Origin of the sequence: Campylobacter concisus (assembly GCF_902460575.1) — a bacterium.
Lineage (GTDB): Bacteria > Campylobacterota > Campylobacteria > Campylobacterales > Campylobacteraceae > Campylobacter_A > Campylobacter_A concisus_AW.
In genome coordinates this window covers 439592-457664 of the sequence record NZ_CABPUY010000002.1, presented here as the reverse complement: position 1 = coordinate 457664, position 18073 = coordinate 439592, and the positions used below count along the sequence as shown (strand labels likewise).

20 protein-coding genes and 5 tRNA genes are annotated in these 18073 nt (G+C 37.0%); 1 reads left to right on the top strand and 24 read right to left on the bottom strand.

Annotation, left to right across the window (positions count from 1 at the left end; all coding sequences use genetic code 11):
* Positions 1 to 9 precede the first annotated feature (9 nt).
* The 13 genes from rplL to F3G76_RS06170 form a co-directional block, all read right to left on the bottom strand.
* Entirely contained in the window at positions 10 to 387 is a 378-nt protein-coding gene (rplL, locus tag F3G76_RS06230) for a 50S ribosomal protein L7/L12 (protein WP_012001504.1), read from the bottom strand.
* A 28-nt stretch (positions 388 to 415) separates the two neighbouring features.
* Positions 416 to 901 (bottom strand): 50S ribosomal protein L10, encoded by a 486-nt coding sequence (rplJ, locus tag F3G76_RS06225; RefSeq protein WP_009294520.1) that lies wholly within the window; start codon positions 899 to 901, stop codon positions 416 to 418.
* Between the two features lie 103 nt (positions 902 to 1004).
* Positions 1005 to 1706, bottom strand: coding sequence for a 50S ribosomal protein L1 (gene rplA, locus F3G76_RS06220; RefSeq protein WP_002941167.1), 702 nt, complete (start codon positions 1704 to 1706; stop codon positions 1005 to 1007).
* 59 nt (positions 1707 to 1765) lie between these two features.
* A complete protein-coding gene (gene rplK / locus F3G76_RS06215; RefSeq protein WP_002941145.1) occupies positions 1766 to 2191 on the bottom strand; it encodes a 50S ribosomal protein L11 in 426 nt (141 codons plus the stop codon).
* A 10-nt stretch (positions 2192 to 2201) separates the two neighbouring features.
* Complete coding sequence (gene nusG / locus F3G76_RS06210) at positions 2202 to 2735, bottom strand: transcription termination/antitermination protein NusG (protein WP_180385147.1); 534 nt, start codon at positions 2733 to 2735, stop codon at positions 2202 to 2204.
* Positions 2736 to 2747: 12 nt separating this feature from the next.
* Positions 2748 to 2927, bottom strand: a complete 180-nt coding sequence (secE, locus tag F3G76_RS06205) for a preprotein translocase subunit SecE (RefSeq protein WP_002941070.1) — start codon at positions 2925 to 2927, stop codon at positions 2748 to 2750.
* Between the two features lie 17 nt (positions 2928 to 2944).
* A tRNA-Trp gene (locus tag F3G76_RS06200) sits at positions 2945 to 3020 on the bottom strand.
* Positions 3021 to 3039: 19 nt separating this feature from the next.
* Positions 3040 to 3198 (bottom strand): 50S ribosomal protein L33, encoded by a 159-nt coding sequence (rpmG, locus tag F3G76_RS06195; protein WP_002941157.1) that lies wholly within the window; start codon positions 3196 to 3198, stop codon positions 3040 to 3042.
* A gap of 53 nt (positions 3199 to 3251) precedes the next feature.
* Positions 3252 to 4451, bottom strand: a complete 1200-nt coding sequence (tuf, locus tag F3G76_RS06190; protein WP_002941132.1) for an elongation factor Tu — start codon at positions 4449 to 4451, stop codon at positions 3252 to 3254.
* 72 nt (positions 4452 to 4523) lie between these two features.
* Positions 4524 to 4598: transfer RNA gene (locus F3G76_RS06185), tRNA-Thr, on the bottom strand.
* 124 nt (positions 4599 to 4722) lie between these two features.
* Positions 4723 to 4799: transfer RNA gene (locus tag F3G76_RS06180), tRNA-Gly, on the bottom strand.
* A 7-nt stretch (positions 4800 to 4806) separates the two neighbouring features.
* Positions 4807 to 4891, bottom strand: a tRNA-Tyr gene (locus tag F3G76_RS06175).
* Positions 4892 to 4943: 52 nt separating this feature from the next.
* Positions 4944 to 5019 (bottom strand) — tRNA-Thr (locus F3G76_RS06170).
* Positions 5020 to 5276: 257 nt separating this feature from the next.
* Here F3G76_RS06170 and F3G76_RS06165 point away from each other — a divergent pair.
* Complete coding sequence (locus tag F3G76_RS06165) at positions 5277 to 5525, top strand: hypothetical protein (RefSeq protein WP_002941090.1); 249 nt, start codon at positions 5277 to 5279, stop codon at positions 5523 to 5525.
* On the opposite strand, the gene F3G76_RS06160 is transcribed toward F3G76_RS06165, so the two are convergent.
* The 11 genes from F3G76_RS06160 to argF all read right to left on the bottom strand — a co-directional run bounded on the left by F3G76_RS06160 (position 5522) and on the right by argF (position 18073).
* Complete coding sequence (locus tag F3G76_RS06160) at positions 5522 to 6016, bottom strand: transglutaminase-like cysteine peptidase (protein WP_223227433.1); 495 nt, start codon at positions 6014 to 6016, stop codon at positions 5522 to 5524. The genes F3G76_RS06165 and F3G76_RS06160 overlap by 4 nt on opposite strands.
* Before the next feature lie 124 nt (positions 6017 to 6140).
* Positions 6141 to 6776, bottom strand: coding sequence for a response regulator transcription factor (locus F3G76_RS06155; RefSeq protein WP_107850137.1), 636 nt, complete (start codon positions 6774 to 6776; stop codon positions 6141 to 6143).
* 17 nt (positions 6777 to 6793) lie between these two features.
* Positions 6794 to 7291 carry a DUF5416 family protein gene (locus F3G76_RS06150; RefSeq protein WP_149706217.1) on the bottom strand — a complete coding sequence of 166 codons (498 nt, stop codon included), beginning with the start codon at positions 7289 to 7291 and terminating at the stop codon, positions 6794 to 6796.
* Complete coding sequence (locus F3G76_RS06145; RefSeq protein ID WP_103609664.1) at positions 7291 to 8757, bottom strand: HlyD family type I secretion periplasmic adaptor subunit; 1467 nt, start codon at positions 8755 to 8757, stop codon at positions 7291 to 7293. Before F3G76_RS06145 ends, F3G76_RS06150 begins: the two co-directional genes overlap by 1 nt.
* 2 nt (positions 8758 to 8759) lie before the next feature.
* Positions 8760 to 10898, bottom strand: a complete 2139-nt coding sequence (locus tag F3G76_RS06140; protein ID WP_002941147.1) for a type I secretion system permease/ATPase — start codon at positions 10896 to 10898, stop codon at positions 8760 to 8762.
* Positions 10899 to 10901: 3 nt separating this feature from the next.
* The gene (locus F3G76_RS06135) at positions 10902 to 12851 is read right to left on the bottom strand and encodes a bifunctional diguanylate cyclase/phosphodiesterase (protein ID WP_107714441.1); all 1950 of its coding nucleotides are present in this window, start codon (positions 12849 to 12851) and stop codon (positions 10902 to 10904) included.
* The gene (locus F3G76_RS06130) at positions 12848 to 13507 is read right to left on the bottom strand and encodes a transglutaminase-like cysteine peptidase (RefSeq protein WP_012001497.1); all 660 of its coding nucleotides are present in this window, start codon (positions 13505 to 13507) and stop codon (positions 12848 to 12850) included. The genes F3G76_RS06135 and F3G76_RS06130 overlap by 4 nt, the downstream gene beginning before the upstream one ends.
* 20 nt (positions 13508 to 13527) lie before the next feature.
* Complete coding sequence (locus F3G76_RS06125) at positions 13528 to 15207, bottom strand: TolC family outer membrane protein (RefSeq protein ID WP_103596751.1); 1680 nt, start codon at positions 15205 to 15207, stop codon at positions 13528 to 13530.
* Positions 15208 to 15319: 112 nt separating this feature from the next.
* Positions 15320 to 16681 carry an oxygen-independent coproporphyrinogen III oxidase gene (gene hemN / locus F3G76_RS06120; RefSeq protein ID WP_149706216.1) on the bottom strand — a complete coding sequence of 454 codons (1362 nt, stop codon included), beginning with the start codon at positions 16679 to 16681 and terminating at the stop codon, positions 15320 to 15322.
* Entirely contained in the window at positions 16674 to 17159 is a 486-nt protein-coding gene (locus tag F3G76_RS06115) for a DUF2603 domain-containing protein (protein WP_103570818.1), read from the bottom strand. Before F3G76_RS06115 ends, hemN begins: the two co-directional genes overlap by 8 nt.
* The gene (argF, locus tag F3G76_RS06110; RefSeq protein WP_149706215.1) at positions 17156 to 18073 is read right to left on the bottom strand and encodes an ornithine carbamoyltransferase; all 918 of its coding nucleotides are present in this window, start codon (positions 18071 to 18073) and stop codon (positions 17156 to 17158) included. Before argF ends, F3G76_RS06115 begins: the two co-directional genes overlap by 4 nt.

Genomic DNA, 18073 nt, shown 5'->3' with positions numbered 1-18073 from the left:
AATAAAAAATTATTTAAGTTCAACCTTAGCACCAGCCTCTTCAAGCTCTTTTTTAGCTGCTTCAGCTTCGTCTTTGCTAACGCCTTCTTTAAGAACAGATGGAGTTCCTTCAACTGCGTCTTTAGCCTCTTTAAGACCAAGACCAGTAAGTGCTCTAACAACCTTAATAACGTTGATTTTCTTATCACCAGAATCAACAAGAACGATGTTAAATTCTGTTTTTTCTTCAGCAGCAGCTGCACCACCAGCAGCAACTGCACCACCAGCTACCATTACAGGAGCTGCGCTAACACCAAATTTCTCTTCAAACTCTTTTACAAGTTCGCTAAGTTCAAGTACAGAAAGATTAGATATGAACTCTAATACGTCTTCTTTTGTAATTGCCATTTTTAATCCTTATTATTTTTTAATTTAATTAAGCTGATTGTTCTTTTTTCTCTTTAAGCGCATTCAAACCAATTGTAAAATTTTGAATTGGCGCATTCCAAACTTGCAAAAGCATCGCAATAAGCTCATCACGGCTAGGCATTTTAGATAGAGCTTTAACTTTATCAACGCTTGCAACTTCGCCATCAATATAAGCTGTTTTAATTTTGAAAAGATCAGAATTTGACTCTTCAAATTTTGCGGCTACTTTAGTTACTGCTAATTGATCTTCACTCCAAAGATAGATATTTGTATCTTTGAGTTCCATTCCGACTTTATCAGAATTTTTAAGAGCAATATTTGCAAGAGTATTTTTAATAACTTGAACTTTTACATTTTGTTCTTTAGCAGAATTTCTTAAAACTTCAAGTTTTTTAACTGAAAGACCACGATAGTCACAAACTACAATAGCTTCAGCAGTTTTAAATTCACTCTCTAATTTTGCAACAACTTCAGTTTTTTCGTTACGTGTCACTTTTTCTCCTTTCCGACCGGTAATTTCAAGCAGAGCGGGTCGAATCAATTAAGCCCAATGGCCTCGGCTATCTCCAATCTAAGATATAAATTTGTCTAAATTTTTATTTTAAGTCCATAACTTCTTGAGTATCAAGAGTTACAGAAGGGCTCATTGTTAAAGACAATGAAGCATTTTTTACATATCTACCTTTTGCAGTCGCAGGTTTATGTTTATTAATAGCTTTAATAAATGTTGAAATATTTTCATTTAATTGCTCTTTAGTAAAATTGACCTTACCAAGACCTGCATGTATATTTCCTTGCTTATCAACACGGAAATTTACTTGTCCACTTTTTGCATTATTAACAGCTTGTGCAACATCCATTGTAACTGTTCCAGTTTTTGGATTTGGCATTAAACCTTTCGGTCCTAAAATTCTACCAACTTTACCTACAAGACCCATTAAATTTGGAGTAGCTATAAGAACATCAAAGTTCATTATACCCTTCTGGATATCCTCAACTAGATCATCGGCACCAACTATGTCAGCACCAGCAGCTTTTGCCTCATCAGCTTTAGCATCTTTTGCTATAACAGCAACTCTTACAACTTTGCCTGTACCAGCTGGTAAAACAACTGAACCACGAACCATTTGATCTGCATGTCTTGGATCAACGTTTAATTTTAACGCAATCTCAACTGTCTCATTAAATTTAGCAGAAGCTAGAGTTTTAACTGTATCGATAGCCTCGCTAAGATTATAAATTTTGTCTTGCTCTACTTTTTTGAGCAATTCTTGAAATCTCTTACTAGTTTTTCCCATAAATTTCTCCGCATATAAATTGCTTCCGTCTTTTGAAAATCAACCTGACGGTAAAGGTTTTAGTCTACTACTTCGACACCCATTGAACGAGCTGAACCAGCGATAATCTTAGCTGCTTGCTCTTTATCATTTGTATTTAAATCAACAAGTTTTTTCTCAACAATTTCTAAAACTTGAGCTTTTGTTAATTTGCCTACTTTATTTTTTAAAGGATTATCTGTTCCTTTTGTTATACCCGCAGCCTTTTTAATAAGGTCTGTAGCAGGTGGTTGCTTTGTGATAAATGTAAAACTTTTATCAGCATAAACTGTTATAACAACCGGGATATTAAATCCAACCATATCTTTTGTTTTTTCATTAAAGGCTTTACAAAATTCCATAATATTAACGCCTTTTTGTCCTAATGCTGGACCAACTGGCGGGCTAGGATTTGCTTTTGTTGCGGCAATTTGTAATTTTATTTCACCTATAACTTTTTTAGCCATTTCTTGCTCCTTAAATTATCTTCTCAACTTGTGAATACAAAATATCAACAGGGGTACTTCTACCAAAAATAGAAACATTGAGTCTAAGCTTACCATGTATCATATCGTATTCTTCAACGATACCTGTAAAGTTAGCAAAAGGACCTTCTGTTATGCGAACGCTTTCACCATCCTCAAAAAATATTTTAGGTTTTGGTGCCGCTCTTTTTTGAACTTTCTCCAAGATAGTATTTATATCTTTTTCAGTCAATGGTGTAGGCTTTTTAGCCTCACCGATAAAACGTCCAACCTTTGGCAAAGACTGAATCTTATGCCAAAGAGCTGTATCAAGATCTAAACATGCAAAAGCATATCCAGGATAAAGAGTTCTTTCATTAATTTTTTGCTTACCGTTTTTTATCTCTATTACGTCTTCTGTTGGAACTATAACTTCTTTTAGTTGATCTTCAATACCGTGATCTCTAACTAAATTTTCAATTCCTCTTTTTACTGCCATTTCGCTACCAGCGTAAGTTTGTATAGCATACCATTTATGTGACATTATTTTTCCCTTACCCTATATAACTTTAGAAAGAACAAAGGACATAATAACATCAACAAGAGCTAAAAAAAGTGAAACAACAGCGACCACGATAAAAACTGCAATAAAAGCATTTCTAATTTGTTCTTTAGTAGGAAAGATAACTTTCATTATTTCCAATTTAGATAGCTTTATATAATTTATAAATTTTTCCATAATCTTAACCTTAATTGTGGCAGGGCAAGAGGGATTCGAACCCCCAACCATTGGATTTGGAATCCAGCGCTCTACCGTTGGAGCTATTGCCCTAATAGCTACTTATTCTTAATTAGCTTTTTAACTTAACTTCTTTATGAACAGTATGTTTTTTTAATCTTGGGCAATATTTTTTGAGCTCAACCTTATCTGTAGTGGTTTTGCTGTTTTTTGTAGTAGTGTAATTGATATCACCACACTCAGAGCATTTTAAACCGATTTTAATTCTCATATATATTCCTTATAGAAAGCCAAAGGGTTTCCCCTTTGGCATAATTTTATAAATTAACCAAGTATTTTTGAAACAACACCTGAACCAACAGTTCTACCACCTTCACGGATAGCAAAACGGGTACCTTCTTCAAGTGCAACTGGAGCGATAAGCTCAACAGAAATTCTTACGTTATCACCTGGCATAACCATCTCTGTACCTTCTGGCAATGTAATAGAACCAGTAACGTCAGTTGTTCTTACATAGAATTGTGGTCTATAGTTATTAAAGAAAGGAGTGTGGCGACCGCCCTCTTCTTTAGTTAGAATATAAACCTCACCCTCAAATTTTGTGTGAGGAGTAATTGATTTAGGTTTGCAAAGAACCATACCACGTTCAACGTCTTCTTTTTTAGTACCACGAAGAAGAACACCAACGTTATCGCCAGCTTCACCTTGATCCATCTCTTTTCTAAACATCTCAACACCAGTAACTGTTGTTGTTTGTGTAGGTTTGATACCAACGATTTCTATTGTGTCACCAACTTTAACAACACCTTTCTCAATTCTACCTGTTACAACTGTACCACGACCTGAAATTGAGAAAACATCTTCGATTGGCATAAGAAGATCTTTGTCCGTAGCACGAACTGGAGTTGGGATATAGCTATCAACCGCATCCATTAGTTCCATAATTTTTGCTGACCATTCGCCATCTTGTCCAGCTTTTGCCTCTTCAAGAGCTTTAAGTGCTGAACCAGAAACTATTGGAGTATCATCCCCTGGGAAGTTGTACTCGTTAAGTAGTTCGCGAATTTCCATTTCAACTAGTTCAAGTAACTCAGCGTCATCAACCATATCTGCTTTGTTCATGAAAACAACGATATAAGGGACACCAACTTGGCGAGATAGCAAGATGTGCTCTCTTGTTTGTGGCATTGGGCCGTCTGCTGCAGAAACAACTAGAATAGCACCGTCCATTTGAGCAGCACCTGTAATCATGTTTTTTACATAGTCGGCGTGGCCTGGGCAGTCAACGTGAGCATAGTGACGTTTTTCTGTCTCATACTCAATGTGTGAAGTAGCAATTGTAATACCACGCTCTTTCTCTTCTGGAGCATTATCAATATTATCATAATCTTTTAGCTCAGCAAGACCTTTGCGTGAAAGAACAGCAGATATTGCAGCTGTTAAAGTAGTTTTACCATGGTCAACGTGACCGATAGTGCCTATGTTTACGTGTGGCTTGTTGCGTGAAAATTTTTCTTTAGCCATCTTTTCCTCCGTTATGATATGTGTCTTTATCTAATTCAAATTCGTATAGTAATATAAAATCATATAAACCAGTGGAGCTCATAGCGGGACTTGAACCCGCGACCTCTTCCTTACCAAGGAAGTGCTCTACCTCTGAGCCATATGAGCGAAAAACGCTTGGCTGAGATGATTTTAATCAACATACAAACAACTAAAAATTCATGAAAATAAAGATGGAATAACTGTGTTTAGTAAAATCTAGATACAGCTCCCAGTTTACTTTCCCAAATTTTGGAGCGGGAAACGGGGCTCGAACCCGCGACCCTCAGCTTGGAAGGCTGATGCTCTAGCCAACTGAGCTACTCCCGCATAACAATGGTGGTGAGACGTGGATTCGAACCACGGAAGACATAGTCAGCAGATTTACAGTCTGCCCTCGTTGGCCGCTTGAGTATCTCACCTTAAACATTAATAAGTTATTTTGGTATTTTCTGGTCAAACACTGTTACAAAATGGAGCTGGTGAACGGACTTGAACCGCCGACCCACTGCTTACAAGGCAGTAGCTCTACCAACTGAGCTACACCAGCACCTGTTTTGTGAAGTGGCAATTATAGCCCAAAATAAAATAAAAGTCAAGGAGATTTTGAAAAATATTTTATCTAATTTTTTTGCAATAAAAAATCTATAAATTTTATAAAAAATTTCAAAAATAGCCCACTAATCTGAGCCACTTTTACCAAAAAACAAAGATAAATTTTACATATATAAAATTTCATTTTTTATAATTTTATTTTTTTTAAAAGCTAAAATTTCTATAATTACGAAAAAATACAAAGGATTTAATATGCAATTTTTACCTTGGGCGGTAATTTTACTGCTAATTTATGTGATCTACTTCTTAATGATCCGCTATGAAAAAAAGATAGCGACACTAAGCAAAATGATCGAGCAAAATAGTGATGGTATCAAAGAAAATAGAGACCTTATAGGTCAAAACAGATCACTAATCGAGAAAAATAAACACAACATTGAGAAAAATACTAAAGATATTACAACAAATGTTGAAAAAATAGACATCGACTTGGAAGATTAATTCTTCCAAAATTTCTCTTCTTTTTCCTTTTTTATCAAATTTTCATAAGTTTGCATTCTTATATTTACAGGCTCTAAATTTATACCATCTTTTTTTATCTTAAAATATTTCCCGTCCATCAAGCAATACTCTGGCACTAAGTCATAGCGCTTCGAAAGCGGCAAAACTCTAAAGCTTAGATTGTCCAGTATCAAAGGCTCTTTGTTTAAATTTTCCCAAACAGCTAGCACCATATGATATTTTTTTGTATTTTTTTCCTGAACTACTAGAAGGCATTTTTGATTATCCACGCCAAGATCTTTTAGGCTATCGCGCTTTGATATCGCGTACTCTTCGCAGTCTCCGCCACCTCGCCTTAAAAACTCACCCCTAGTGCTCCATACATCGACATTTGTATTGTAAAAATCATCATATCTTGGCATCAAAGAATTTAAGTATGAATTTATGAGTTCTAACTTTCTTATAAAGCTTTCGTTTTCTATTTTTTTCATAAAATTTGCATAGTGATTTAGGATATTTTTACAAATTTGATTTTTACATTGAGATATATTTTTTGGAGAAATTTCAAAATTATTTGCAAAAAGAGAAGAAACAAAAAAGAAAAGAAGCAAAATTTTACGCATGCAGCTGCTTCATCAAAAGCACAAGACCTATTCTATCTTTCACATTTAGCTTGCTGTAAATCGACGTAGTGTGCGCCTTTACCGTCCTTAAAGTAATGCCTGTTTGCTCTGAAATTTCATTGTTTGTTAGACCTTGGTAGATTAAGTTTGCGATCTCTTTTTCACGTGAGCTAAGCTCACTTAGATCAGACTTTTTCTCCAAAGTTTCACTTTCATTATTTATATATGAGCCAGTTAGTTCTCCGATCATCGCTTGGATAAATTCTGGATAAAGCCAAACTTTGCCATTTAAAATCGTCTCAAAGGCATCTTCAAAGTGTGTCTTTCTCATGTGTGAGTTTGCATATCCTTTGACACCAAGAGCCAGCAGATGTTTACCTTCACTAAATTTTGGTTCGTTTGCAAGGATTAGACATTTTATATTTGGAAAACTTTCATGAATGGTTTTAATATTTTCATCAAGGCTATCTTTAAAAGCATTTGTATCGATACCGACGATATCAACCTCATCGCTTAAATTTGCAAAAAAATCCTTTTTATTGTGAGTAAATTTCACATTATCATCTGAAAAATACCCTCGCCAAAGATTATTAAGCGAACCATTTTGAGTAAAAAAAACCACATTCATAATTATATTTCCTTATATCACATATAGGTTTGCTCGTAAATTTTTGACTCATTTACGAAAACGATCAAGTAGCGCTCCTTGCCACTTTTTGCCTCAAATTTATAACTAAAAGTGGATAAGAATTTCTCAACCACTTCATTTCTCTCTTTTAAAAAGATACTCATCTCAAAACAACCATTTGATATAGCGTATCTATATGGCACGCTAAGAGATAGTAAATTTAGATCAAAGTCCAAGCTATCGCTGCTTTCATCGTAGCCGCTAATTGATATCTTGATGCTGCTTACTAGCTCATCTTCTATCTTTAGTCCAGCTAAGCTGATATGCTCTTCTCTTTTTAAATTTATCATCTCATCAAAGCTTTTTTCACAGTCTTTAAAGAGAAATTTGACGATCTCTCTTCCGATTAAATCGCATATTTTGCCATCATTTACAATGACAAATTCATCAGCCAGCTTTGCTCTTGAAATTTGATATTCGATAAAATTTCGCTCAAAGCTAGCTGACTTTTGCATTATCGCTCCGTTAAAGCGTTTTGTTTTGCTTTTAAGATAGGTTTTAACAGATAGTCAAGTATCGTCTTTTTACCAGTGATGATATCAGCTGAAACTATCATACCAACCTTTATCCTAAGTGGCTTCTCTTCGCTACCAAGATAGTTTTTCTCAGTTTCTATCCTGACTAGATAGTAGCTCTCACCTGTTTTTTCGTTTGTCTCGGTATCGGCACTGATCTGCGTTACTTTGCCTTTTAAACCGCCATAAATACTAAAATCATACGCCGTAAATTTAACCATCGTATCAAGCCCAGGTCTTAAGAACGCAACGTCAGCTGGCTTAACCTTTACCTCGGCGATGAGCTTATCTTCTAATGGGACGATCTCTGCGATATTTTCACCAGGTTTGATGACACCTGAGACGGTATGCACCATCATCTTACTAACGATACCATTTACCGGAGATCTCACATAAGTTCTTTCAACCCTATCGCTTAGGCTGATTTGCGACTCGTTTATCCTTGCGATCTCAGCAGAGACTTCATTTAGCTCTTTTTTTGCATTGTTTTTAAATGCCAGCTTTGCCTCTTCTATCTTATTTTTTGCCTCTTTTATGGTTGATTCGACCCTTGGTACAGCAAGCACAGATGCGTCAAGCTCGCCCTTTAGATCATTTACACGTCTTTGAAGCTGGATATACTCGACCTCACTAACAAGACCCTTTTTAAAGATAGGCTCCATGATCGCTTTTTCTTTTAAAACAAGGTTGTAGCTATTTTGAGTTTGAGAAATTTTATTTCTAAGCTCATTTAGCTCGCTTTGGCGCTGATGGATCTGCTCTGTTAGAATTCCTATTTGCTCATTTAAGTGATCGATGTTTGAGTTATGCAAGCTTATCTCGTATTTTATAGCCTTGCTATTGTTCGCATCTCTTGTTTCGTTATAGTCAAATTCTTTATCATTTGCTTCAGCATCAAGCCTCATAAATTTAGCCTGAAGCTCATCAAGTCTTAGCTTTGACTCGCCGTAGCTACTTGTAAAGTTTTTATTATCAAGCCTGATTAAAATTTGATCTTTTTTAACCTCATCGCCCTCTTTTACAAAAATTTGATCCACGATACCACCTTCAAGGTTTTGTATCGCTTGGTTTTTGCCTGATGGGATGATCTTGCCGCTACCTCTTGTTATCTCATCTATCTGCGCCCATGAAGCCCACAAAAGCAGCCAAAATACAGTTATGCTAACTGCATAAAGTATCTTTTTTGAGGTTGATGGAGCCTTTGCCAAAACCGCTTCTGAGAGGCTTGACATAAATTTCAAGTCATAAGCATCGTAGTTTTTTGCTTGGATGTTTGACTTGATGCCATCTACGCTATTTAAAATTTGATCTCCAGCGCTCTCTTGCTCTTTTATGTCGCTTTTTTGGACTGGCTTTTCGTCTGGCTTTAAATTTTCATTTTGTTGATTTTTTATATCTTCTTGCATAATCACTTCCCACTAAGTCTAGCTAAAACTTCGTCTCTTGGACCATCTAGTAAAATTTTGCCGTTATCCATCACTATGAGCCTATCAACAAGATCAAGCATCGATGTTCTGTGAGTTACTAAGATCATAGTTTTATTTACGGTATTTACCTTTAAATTTGCTTTTAGCTTGCTCTCAACTGTATTGTCTAGTGAATTTGTAGGCTCGTCAAGCAAGATGATAGGACTATCTAGCAAAAATGCTCTAGCCACGGCTATACTTTGACGCTGACCGCCGCTAATGCCATCACCTCTTTCAAATACTGGCATATCAAAACCAAGTGGGTGAGCATTGACATATTCATCTACGCCACTTACCTTAGCAGCTTTAATGATCTGCATATCGTCGACATAAGGAGCTTTTTGAACGATATTTTCTCTAACTGTTCCTTTAAATAGCACAACATCTTGTGGCACGTAGCCGATATTTCTTCTAAGGTCAGCTGGGTCTATCTGGTTGATATCTATACCATCAATTAGCACTGAGCCTTCTGTCGGTGCATAAAGGCCTAGGATTATCTTTTGTAAGGTTGTCTTACCAGAGCCATTTCTACCGATGATGCCTACTTTCTCACCCGGCTGAATGACAAAATTTATCCTATCAAGTGAGCCTTTTGTAGTATCTGGATAAGTAAAGCTAACGTTTTTAAACTCTATCTTGCCCTCAAAAGAATTTCTTCTAACAAATTTTTTACCCTCAGGTCTTTCAACTGGCATCTGCATGATCTTACTAAGGCTTTGGTAAGCTGTCTTTGTCTGCTCGAAATTTGCAGCTAGAGAGGCTACTTGACCCATAGGGGCGATCGCACGAGAGCTAAGCATAACAGCAGCGATCAAACCACCCATTGTAAGGTGCGTATCTTGTATCATATAAACGCCAAGAACTATGATAGCGATAGTGTTTAACTGAACCAAAAATGAAGTCACGGTTGTGATCGAAGTAGTGATGATCTTTGACTTGATACTTCTGTTTGCTATCTCGCCAGTCGCCTCCTCCCAGTTCCACTGCACGTGACCACTAGCACCAAGAGTTTTAATGGTCTCTAAGCTACTAAGGCTCTCTATCAAAATTCCATTTTTCATAGCTGAAGCCTCAAATGTGCTCTTGATCGCGTTTTGAAGTGGGTCTTTTATAAAAAATGTGTAGCACAAAATAGCTATCATGATGACGATAGGCACAAGCACAAGGTAGCTCCCTATAAAGTAGGTAACTATCAAGAAGATTAACGCAAATGGTAGATCCACAATGGCAGCAAGCGACGCAGATGAGAAGAAATTTCTAACTGTGTCAAATTCTTTTAAGTTGCTAGCAAATGAACCAACTGACTTTGGCTTATTGCTAAATTTCATATCCATTACGCGCTCAAACAAGATAGAGCTCATAATGATATCACTCTTCTTGCCTGCGATCTCAAGAAAATATGAACGAACAAATTTTAAAAATAGATCGATGCCATAAACGACACTCACGCCAAGCGCTAGAACCCAAAGTGTCTCAACTGCGTTATTTGGCACAACGCGGTCATAGACGTTCATAGTAAAGAGCGGGCTTGCAAGGACAAATAAGTTTATGATAAAACTTGCTATCACGACATCAAAGTAAATTTTCTTAGAGCGCTTTAAAGTGCCCCAAAACCAGTGGTCATTACCAGCGTCGATAAGTTTTGTCGAGCTTGTATCTTCTGGGACAAATTCACGTTTTAGGTAGTAAGCATAGCCTAGATACTCATCTTTTAGCTTACTTGTCTCTATCGTGCTAGTGCCAGTTGAAAGATCAGGCGTGATGATGTTTGCCATCTTTTTGTCTTCGCTGAAAGATTGCAATATGCACGCTTTTTTGCCTCTAAGCATCAAGATACAAGGCAAAACTAAAGGCGAAATTTGATCAAGGTCTTTTCTGACAAGCGTTGATGCAAAGCCAGCACGTGAAGCTGCACGAGAAAATAAAGACTTCGAGCTCTTTAGTGAAAAAAGCTCGATCTCTTCGCCATCTTTTACAGGCAGACCGATAGTCAAAGCATCGGCACTATATGGGTTGTTATGAAGTTTGGTAAAGATCACCAAACATTGAAGCAGTTCGTCTTTTATCTTATCGCTATGCATCTATCATCCAATATTTTTGATTTCATCTATGTAAATTCCTTGCATATTTTTAATGCCAAGCTCAATTAGCTTACTCTTTTGCTCTTCGCTCTCAACACCGATCGCAATCAAAATGATATCTTTTGAGCTTAAAACAACATCTAGTGATTGTTTTGTATTTGCTCCTGATTTGTCACTTAAAAAGTCGATTAAGACGCTTGACTGGATCTTTACATAGTCTGGATTAAATTCTTTTAACTTCTCAATGCCTTTTGCACTGAGTTCAAAGTGGTCAAATCCAAAACCAAAGCCAAGTTCTTTTAATTTTTTAGTAAGTCTAACTATACTTTCGATACTAATATCGTCTTTGTTTGGAATTTCTATATAGTTTTTAGATTTTGAAATTTGAGCGATTTTTTTAAGTGTGGCTTCAAGTTTTGAGAAATTTTCATCTGAGCTTAATATCTCTTTTCCTAAATTTATCGCCAAGCTTCCTTGAGGCAAGATATTTTCAGGCAAAATTCTAGCGATCCTATTTAGGATATGAAGATCGAGCATCGCACCTAAATTTAGCTCATTTACCATTGGCATAAAGTATGATGCCATGCGCCATTTGCCCTCGCTATCAACTAGCCTTAGATAGAGCTCATACTGCTCAAAGCTTGAGTCAAAACCAACTACTTTTTGAGCTGCAAATTTAAATTTATCCTCTTTTATAGAGTCAAAGATAAGCTCTTTGTATTTCTCTTTGCCGATGACTAGGGTGTTTTGATTTGCATTAAATTCTTTGCAAGTAAAGCAGCCAGCCAGTCTTGCACTAGCCAAAGTAACGTCAGCTGATGTAAGTAGTGTCCTCATGTCAGTGCTTGGCGAGTACTCGACAATAGCAGCATTGACTGGGCATTCGCTATCGTTTATAGAGAAATTTGCATAGAGTTTTTTAAACTCAGCCATGATCTTATCGTCTAAAGCTGAGAAATTTGACGAGTTTTTACCGTAAGAAAGCAAGATAAAGTCGTTGTCATTTAGCCTTGCAACGATCGCATTTTGGTCATTTTCGGTTGATTTTTCTTGTAAAATTTGGGCTATTTTTATGATGACACTTTGCCATTTTTCAAAGCCAAGAGCGCCTTTTAGCCCTGCTAGATCTTTAAAGCTAACAAGTGATGCAACACCGCTTGAATACTCTTCGCTTGCTAGATACTCACTAAATTTAGTTTGGAAAAATCTTCTATTGTAAGTGCCACTCATAGAGTCTTTATATAAAAGCTCTTGATACTTGCTAAGTGTTGCGGCCTCTCTTTCAAATATGTCTTGAACTTTACTAACCATCGAGTTCATGGCAAGCACCATCTTTTTAAGGTCGGTTGTGAATGGAATTCTCTTTTGGATGATAAATTTATTATCAAGTATCGCTTCAGCTTGATCTTGCACCTTAACAAGTGGTCTAAATATCGCCTTAAGAGCGAAAAACGCCACGACAAGAGCGATGATGATCATTAAAGCTAGAAAGTTAAAAATATTTTTTGAGTTTGAGTAAAGCTCGTTGTAGGCAAGTGCTGTGCTGCCTTGAACATAGAGAGTACCAAATTTAGCCCAGCCAGTCATGATCTCGCTAGTTGCAACAGGAGCTTCAAATTTAGCAATCTTATAAAACCACTCAGGGATGTCTTTAACGATAGTTTGTTGAGAATTTTCTATAAGCACCTTACCATCGACATCTTCAAGTTTAATGAGCTTGTATCTGCCGCTATCAAACATAGAATTTATCATCGTTTGCGCCAAAGACATATCCTCAGGATCAACAATCGGCTTTAAAGCAAGTCCAAGTGAGTTTGCTGTGTGCCTTGCGTTTTCACCGAGCTGGTCGTTGATGTATCCATTTAGGCTCTTAAAATTTAAGTAGCCAACAGCCATAAAAATCACGATGCCAAAAGCTATCACAGCGATCATAATCTGTTTAAATAGCGTCATAAATCCTCTTTTCCTATCCTATCTATTAGTTCCATCCACTTAGGATTTTGTTTTTTATTTCCACCTGGTATTGCCTGACCAAGACCTTCTTGTTTTGCCAAGTATAGCGAATCACCGTTGAAACTATAAACTGGCACAAGGTCTGTTCTTTGAGTTGCGATTTTTATTTTACCATTTATGTTGTCTAAAATTAATGGAATAGACTTTGGTGTATCATAATATGCCAAAACCATATGTGCTTGGTTGTATCTTAAGGCTTTAACGTATGTGAAGTATAATTTTTGAGTTGGAATTCCAAGTTGCTTTAGAGTGAAATACTTTGCGATAACGTAGTCTTCGCAGTCACCAGCGCCTTTTCCTACAAATTCCATTCTGGTAGCCCAGTAATCTTTTTTGTGCCAAAGTTGCATATCATCAACCCACCTAAAAGAGTTAAAAAAATCATTTACTTTTATTAATTTCTCTTGTTCGGTTGCATCTTGCAATGAAGTCATTAAAGAATTTAATGCCGATGCCCTTCTTCTTGCATCTTCTCCATAAATTTTAGCCACCTTTGCTATCGTTGTTTGTTTTATAAAATCCCCGACAGCATTTAATGCTAATAACGAAAAAAGGACGCTTAAAGTAAGCGTCCAGAATTTTGCTTTGACCCTCATGGTCATCACTTTTTAAATTTTTATCTTAAGTCGTTTTGAATACTGCAAGCGCCTTGAATATATCTCTTAGCAAAGCCTGGCTCAAAACTATCTGAAACCATACCCATGTTATCTAGCAATCTATATTTTGCATAAGATAGTGCAGTCTCAGTTGTAGCAATCTCTTTTAAAGCTGTGTTGTACTCGTTTTCTGCATCAAGTAAGTTGATAAGGTCGCGGCGACCGATTCTAAACTCATCTTGGTAAGCATCAAGTGTAGCTTTTGCATATTCAACGTGTTGATTTAGATATCCCATTTTTTCTTGGTTAAGAACATAGTTTTGCCATGAGAATTCTAAAGACTCTTTAAGCTCTCTTACAAGGTTGTCCATAGTTTGTTGCTCTTGTTGAACAGCAAGTTGGCTCTTCTCTTTATCTAGCTTATCGTTACCTTTGTTGTAAAGGTTGTAGTTTAGTCTTAAAAGGGCATCAAATGTTTGTTCTTCATAATCATCATATAAAACATTTGAGTGATCATAAGCACCTGACACAACAAGATCTAGTTTTGGTAAGAATGGTGCATTTTTCTCTTTTACAACAGACTCTGCCATAGCGATGTTTGATCTTTGAACTAGAAGTGTTGGGTTGCAAAGAACAGCTTTATCATAGACAGCCTCTTTAGTGCTTGGTAATGGCAGATTAAATTCAGGCATTACTAGGTTTTTAGCTGCAACTTTTCTTCCATATAGTTTTTCGAATGTAGAAAGTGCGTCTTCATAGTTATTTTTTGCAGCTATATAGTTTGATTGAGCCAAAGTATAGCGTGATCCAGCTTGTCTCTCTTCAGAAGCTACGCCGTAACCTGATCTTGCTCTATCTTTGATCTGGCTATAAATTTCTTCATGGCTTTTTACGTTTTCTTCTTCAATATCAAGAATTCTCTTTGTTTGAAGAACTTGTAGGTAAGCATTTGCAGCGCTTAGTGTTAGTCTATCTGCAGCTTGAGCCACTGTGTAAGCAGCTGAGTCAAGTCTTGCACTTTGAGAGTTGATTCTATTTTTATCAGCACCACCATTATAAAGGTTTTCAACTAAAGTTAAAGATGCGCCAGATACTCTGCCATCGCCTCTTCTTGTTGTAAGACCATCATCAAGACGTTTTCTCTCATATCCTACTCTAGCAGCTGCATCAAGTGTTGGATAGTAGGCATTTTTAGCTATTTTTAGATCTTTACCAACTTGTAAGTAGTTAAATTCTGTAGCTTTTAAGCTTGGGTTTTCATTTAAAATAGTTTTTACAACTTGATCCAAAGTCAATACACTATCATCAGCTTGTGCTGTAGCTGCTGCTTTAGGCTCTGCTGATATAGTTTGCTCTATATTAGATTTTTTAGCTGACTGAGCATTTGTTACAGGTGACTTAGCTCTCATTAAAGCATCTTTATAACCTGACTCATTTTGAACTTTAGCTAACAACTCATTAGCTTCATTTTCAGAAACTGGAGTTGTATCAACATATAAAAACTTTCTTCCACCAACTTCATAAACGCCAGTAGTTAGTCTGCTATCTGATATTTTGCTGTTTACTTTGCTAACAGCACTATCGATTCTAGCAGCGCTATCATCTTGAGCGAATGAAGCTAGAAAAATCCTGTAAGGGACATCTTGAGCAGACAGCAACGTTGCTGCGGCCAAAGCACTAATTGCTAACATCTTTTTCATAACTAGATCCTTTTACCTTTTTATTGTCAAGCTTTGGCTCGACTTTTAGTGCGAATTATACACCAAGAAATATTAAACGTATTTTAAATACCTTATGACAAAAAAATAATTTTTATATCGTCTTAGAAAATCGCCTTAAATTCTCTGGAATTTTCTTAAGATACTCATCAAAACACATTGCAATATTTCGTATTATCAGCGTTCCTGTCTCATTTACACTGATTTTATCTGTCGTAACATCGACAAATTCACTTAAATTCTTTAGCTCTTCAAGCTCACTTTTGAAATGTTCAAAGAAATTTATATGAAATTCATCCTCGACAGCCTTGATATTAAGCCCAAAATTACTCATCAAACTCATGATCACACTTTTTCTAAGCAAGTCTTCATCGCTTAAATAAATTCCCTTTGCGTATGGCAATTTTCCACTATCGATCGCTTTTTCATACTCATCCATATCTTTATGATTTTGCGCATAGTGTCTTTTGCACTCTCCGATACTTGTGATACCTATGCCGATAAGATCAGCGCCACCTTTTGTCGTATATCCTTGAAAATTTCTATGCAAAGTGCCATTTGCAAGAGCGCCAAAAAGCTCATCATTTGGCTTTGCAAAGTGATCCATTCCTATCATTTTGTAGCCATTTTTAGTTAAAAACTCAGCTGTAAATTTTAAAATTTCAAGCTTCACTTCTGGATTTGGCAAGGTTGTCTCATCAAATTTACGCATTGACTTTTTTATCCATGGCACGTGAGCGTAGTTAAATACTGCAAGCCTATCTGGATCAAGCGTAAGAGCAAGCTCAAGCGTCTTTTTAAAGCTCTCTAAGCTTTGATACGGCAGGCCGTAGATCAGGTCCATATTTATTGATTTTATGCCCTTTTGCCTAGCCATTTTTACGGCATTTTGAGTGATCTCATAGGGCTGAATTCGGTGAATTTCTTTTTGTACTTTCTCATCAAAGTCTTGCACGCCGTAGCTTATGCGGTTAAAGCCGTGAGATATGAGCACATCAAGCTGCTCATTTGTCAAAAATCTCGGGTCTATCTCGCAGCTTATCTCAGCCTCTTTTGAGAAATTTTTAAATTTAGCCTTGATAAGTTTGATGATCTCATCAAGTTGAGCGGCATTATAAAATGTCGGAGTGCCACCGCCAAAGTGCATCTGCAAGACCTCAGTGCTAGTATCTAGGTGGCGAGCTAAAATTTCAAGCTCTTTTTCTATATATCTTATATATCTCTCTTTGCGGTCCTCTTTGCTCGTGTAGATGACGTTACAGCCACAAAAATAGCAAGCGCTCCTGCAAAAAGGCAAGTGCAAATAAAGCGAAAGCGGCCTTTTTTTATCGCGATTTTCAAGCTCTTTTACATAATCTTCGTAGCTAAATTTATCACTAAACTCCGGTGCTGTCGGATAGCTCGTATATCTTGGCCCCGGCCTTGAATACTTCACATACGCACTAAAATCAATCATCTGCCCTGCTCCTTGCCATTTGGATCATCTCTTTTATATCTACAAATAAATTTGGATGCTCTTTTTTGATATTTTTTACCAGCTTATCAAGGTCGATGTTAAACTGCCTGCTCTTTTTATCGTGAGCGATCTTTTTGATCTCATCCATCGCAACCACCCAAACATCGCTAAAATCAACTGGGATATTTTGCCAGATCGTCTTTTCAAGCCTTAGGTCAAAATTCTCTTTTTGCGACTCTTTTAAGGCCTCTATCAAAGCTGAGAGCGATTGTACTGAAATGACAGTGTGTAAATTTTGATTTTCATCAATGCCAAACCACGGCTCTTTCGAGTCCCAAGAGCCACTTTTTAAATTTAAAATGTGCTCGTTTGGATTTTTCGTTGAAACTATCTCAAAGATCGTTTTTTCAGGGCTACTTAGCCCAAGGTTATTACCGATCTCATCTATCTCATCATATATATTTTTCTCTTCACTCATCTTCTTCTCTCGTCTAACCAGACCATCACGCCTTTTTGGGCATGAAGTCTATTTTCCGCCTCGCTAAAAATTTCATCCGCGTGCCTCTCAAAGACCGCCTCGCTCACCTCGTAGCCTCTATAAGCTGGCAAGCAGTGCAAAAATATCGCATCTTTTTTAGCTAGGTTCATCAAATTTTCATCTACGCAGTATCCAGCAAAGTCTTTTAGCCTCTTTTCTTTCTCAGCCTCTTGCCCCATCGATACCCAAGTGTCCGTAGTCACTACATCGGCACCATCTACCGCTTCTTTTATATCATTTGTGATAAAAATTTTAGCCCCTGAAATTTTTGCGTTTTCATTAGCCATTTTTAAAATTTCAGCGTCCGCCTCATAGCCTTTTGGCGTAGCCACTCTTAGCTCAAGGCCAAGTTTGCTTGCTAGCATGAGCCACGAGTGGGTCATGTTGTTGCCATCTCCTACGTAGGCGACCTTCTCGCCTACGCTAAATTCTAGCATGGTTAGATAGTCTGCCATGAGCTGAACTGGGTGAAATTTATCACTTAAGCCGTTTATCACTGGCACGCTTGAAAATTTAGCAAATTCTTCTAGTGTCTCGTGACGATCAACCCTAAGCATCGCCATGTCACACATTCTGCTTATCACTCTAGCGGTATCACGTATGGGCTCGCCGCGGCCTATTTGTATATCATTTTTGCTTAAAAATAGCGCATATCCGCCAAGCTCATGCATGCCCACATCAAAGCTCACTCTAGTTCTAGTCGAGCTTTTTTCAAATATCATCGCAAGCTTTTGATCTTTAAGATATGGCTTAAATTCTCTAGCCTTCGCCTCTTTTTTGATCTTGCGGGCTAAATTTATCATCTGCTCGATTTCATCTTTGCTAAAGTCATTTAGCGTCAAAAAGTGCCTCAT

Excerpts from the sequence above, each read along its gene's own strand:
- rplL (WP_012001504.1), bottom strand. The coding sequence starts at position 387 with ATGGCAATTACAAAAGAAGACGTATTAGAGTTCATATCTAATCTTTCT.
- rplA (WP_002941167.1), bottom strand. The coding sequence starts at position 1,706 with ATGGGAAAAACTAGTAAGAGATTTCAAGAATTGCTCAAAAAAGTAGAG.
- rplK (WP_002941145.1), bottom strand. The coding sequence starts at position 2,191 with ATGGCTAAAAAAGTTATAGGTGAAATAAAATTACAAATTGCCGCAACA.
- secE (WP_002941070.1), bottom strand. The coding sequence starts at position 2,927 with ATGGAAAAATTTATAAATTATATAAAGCTATCTAAATTGGAAATAATG.
- rpmG (WP_002941157.1), bottom strand. The coding sequence starts at position 3,198 with ATGAGAATTAAAATCGGTTTAAAATGCTCTGAGTGTGGTGATATCAAT.
- tuf (WP_002941132.1), bottom strand. The coding sequence starts at position 4,451 with ATGGCTAAAGAAAAATTTTCACGCAACAAGCCACACGTAAACATAGGC.
- F3G76_RS06165 (WP_002941090.1), top strand. The coding sequence starts at position 5,277 with ATGCAATTTTTACCTTGGGCGGTAATTTTACTGCTAATTTATGTGATC.
- F3G76_RS06160 (WP_223227433.1), bottom strand. The coding sequence starts at position 6,016 with ATGAAAAAAATAGAAAACGAAAGCTTTATAAGAAAGTTAGAACTCATA.
- F3G76_RS06155 (WP_107850137.1), bottom strand. The coding sequence starts at position 6,776 with ATGAATGTGGTTTTTTTTACTCAAAATGGTTCGCTTAATAATCTTTGG.
- F3G76_RS06150 (WP_149706217.1), bottom strand. The coding sequence starts at position 7,291 with ATGCAAAAGTCAGCTAGCTTTGAGCGAAATTTTATCGAATATCAAATT.
- F3G76_RS06145 (WP_103609664.1), bottom strand. The coding sequence starts at position 8,757 with ATGCAAGAAGATATAAAAAATCAACAAAATGAAAATTTAAAGCCAGAC.
- F3G76_RS06140 (WP_002941147.1), bottom strand. The coding sequence starts at position 10,898 with ATGCATAGCGATAAGATAAAAGACGAACTGCTTCAATGTTTGGTGATC.
- F3G76_RS06135 (WP_107714441.1), bottom strand. The coding sequence starts at position 12,851 with ATGACGCTATTTAAACAGATTATGATCGCTGTGATAGCTTTTGGCATC.
- F3G76_RS06130 (WP_012001497.1), bottom strand. The coding sequence starts at position 13,507 with ATGAGGGTCAAAGCAAAATTCTGGACGCTTACTTTAAGCGTCCTTTTT.
- F3G76_RS06125 (WP_103596751.1), bottom strand. The coding sequence starts at position 15,207 with ATGAAAAAGATGTTAGCAATTAGTGCTTTGGCCGCAGCAACGTTGCTG.
- hemN (WP_149706216.1), bottom strand. The coding sequence starts at position 16,681 with ATGATTGATTTTAGTGCGTATGTGAAGTATTCAAGGCCGGGGCCAAGA.
- F3G76_RS06115 (WP_103570818.1), bottom strand. The coding sequence starts at position 17,159 with ATGAGTGAAGAGAAAAATATATATGATGAGATAGATGAGATCGGTAAT.
- argF (WP_149706215.1), bottom strand. The coding sequence starts at position 18,073 with ATGAGGCACTTTTTGACGCTAAATGACTTTAGCAAAGATGAAATCGAG.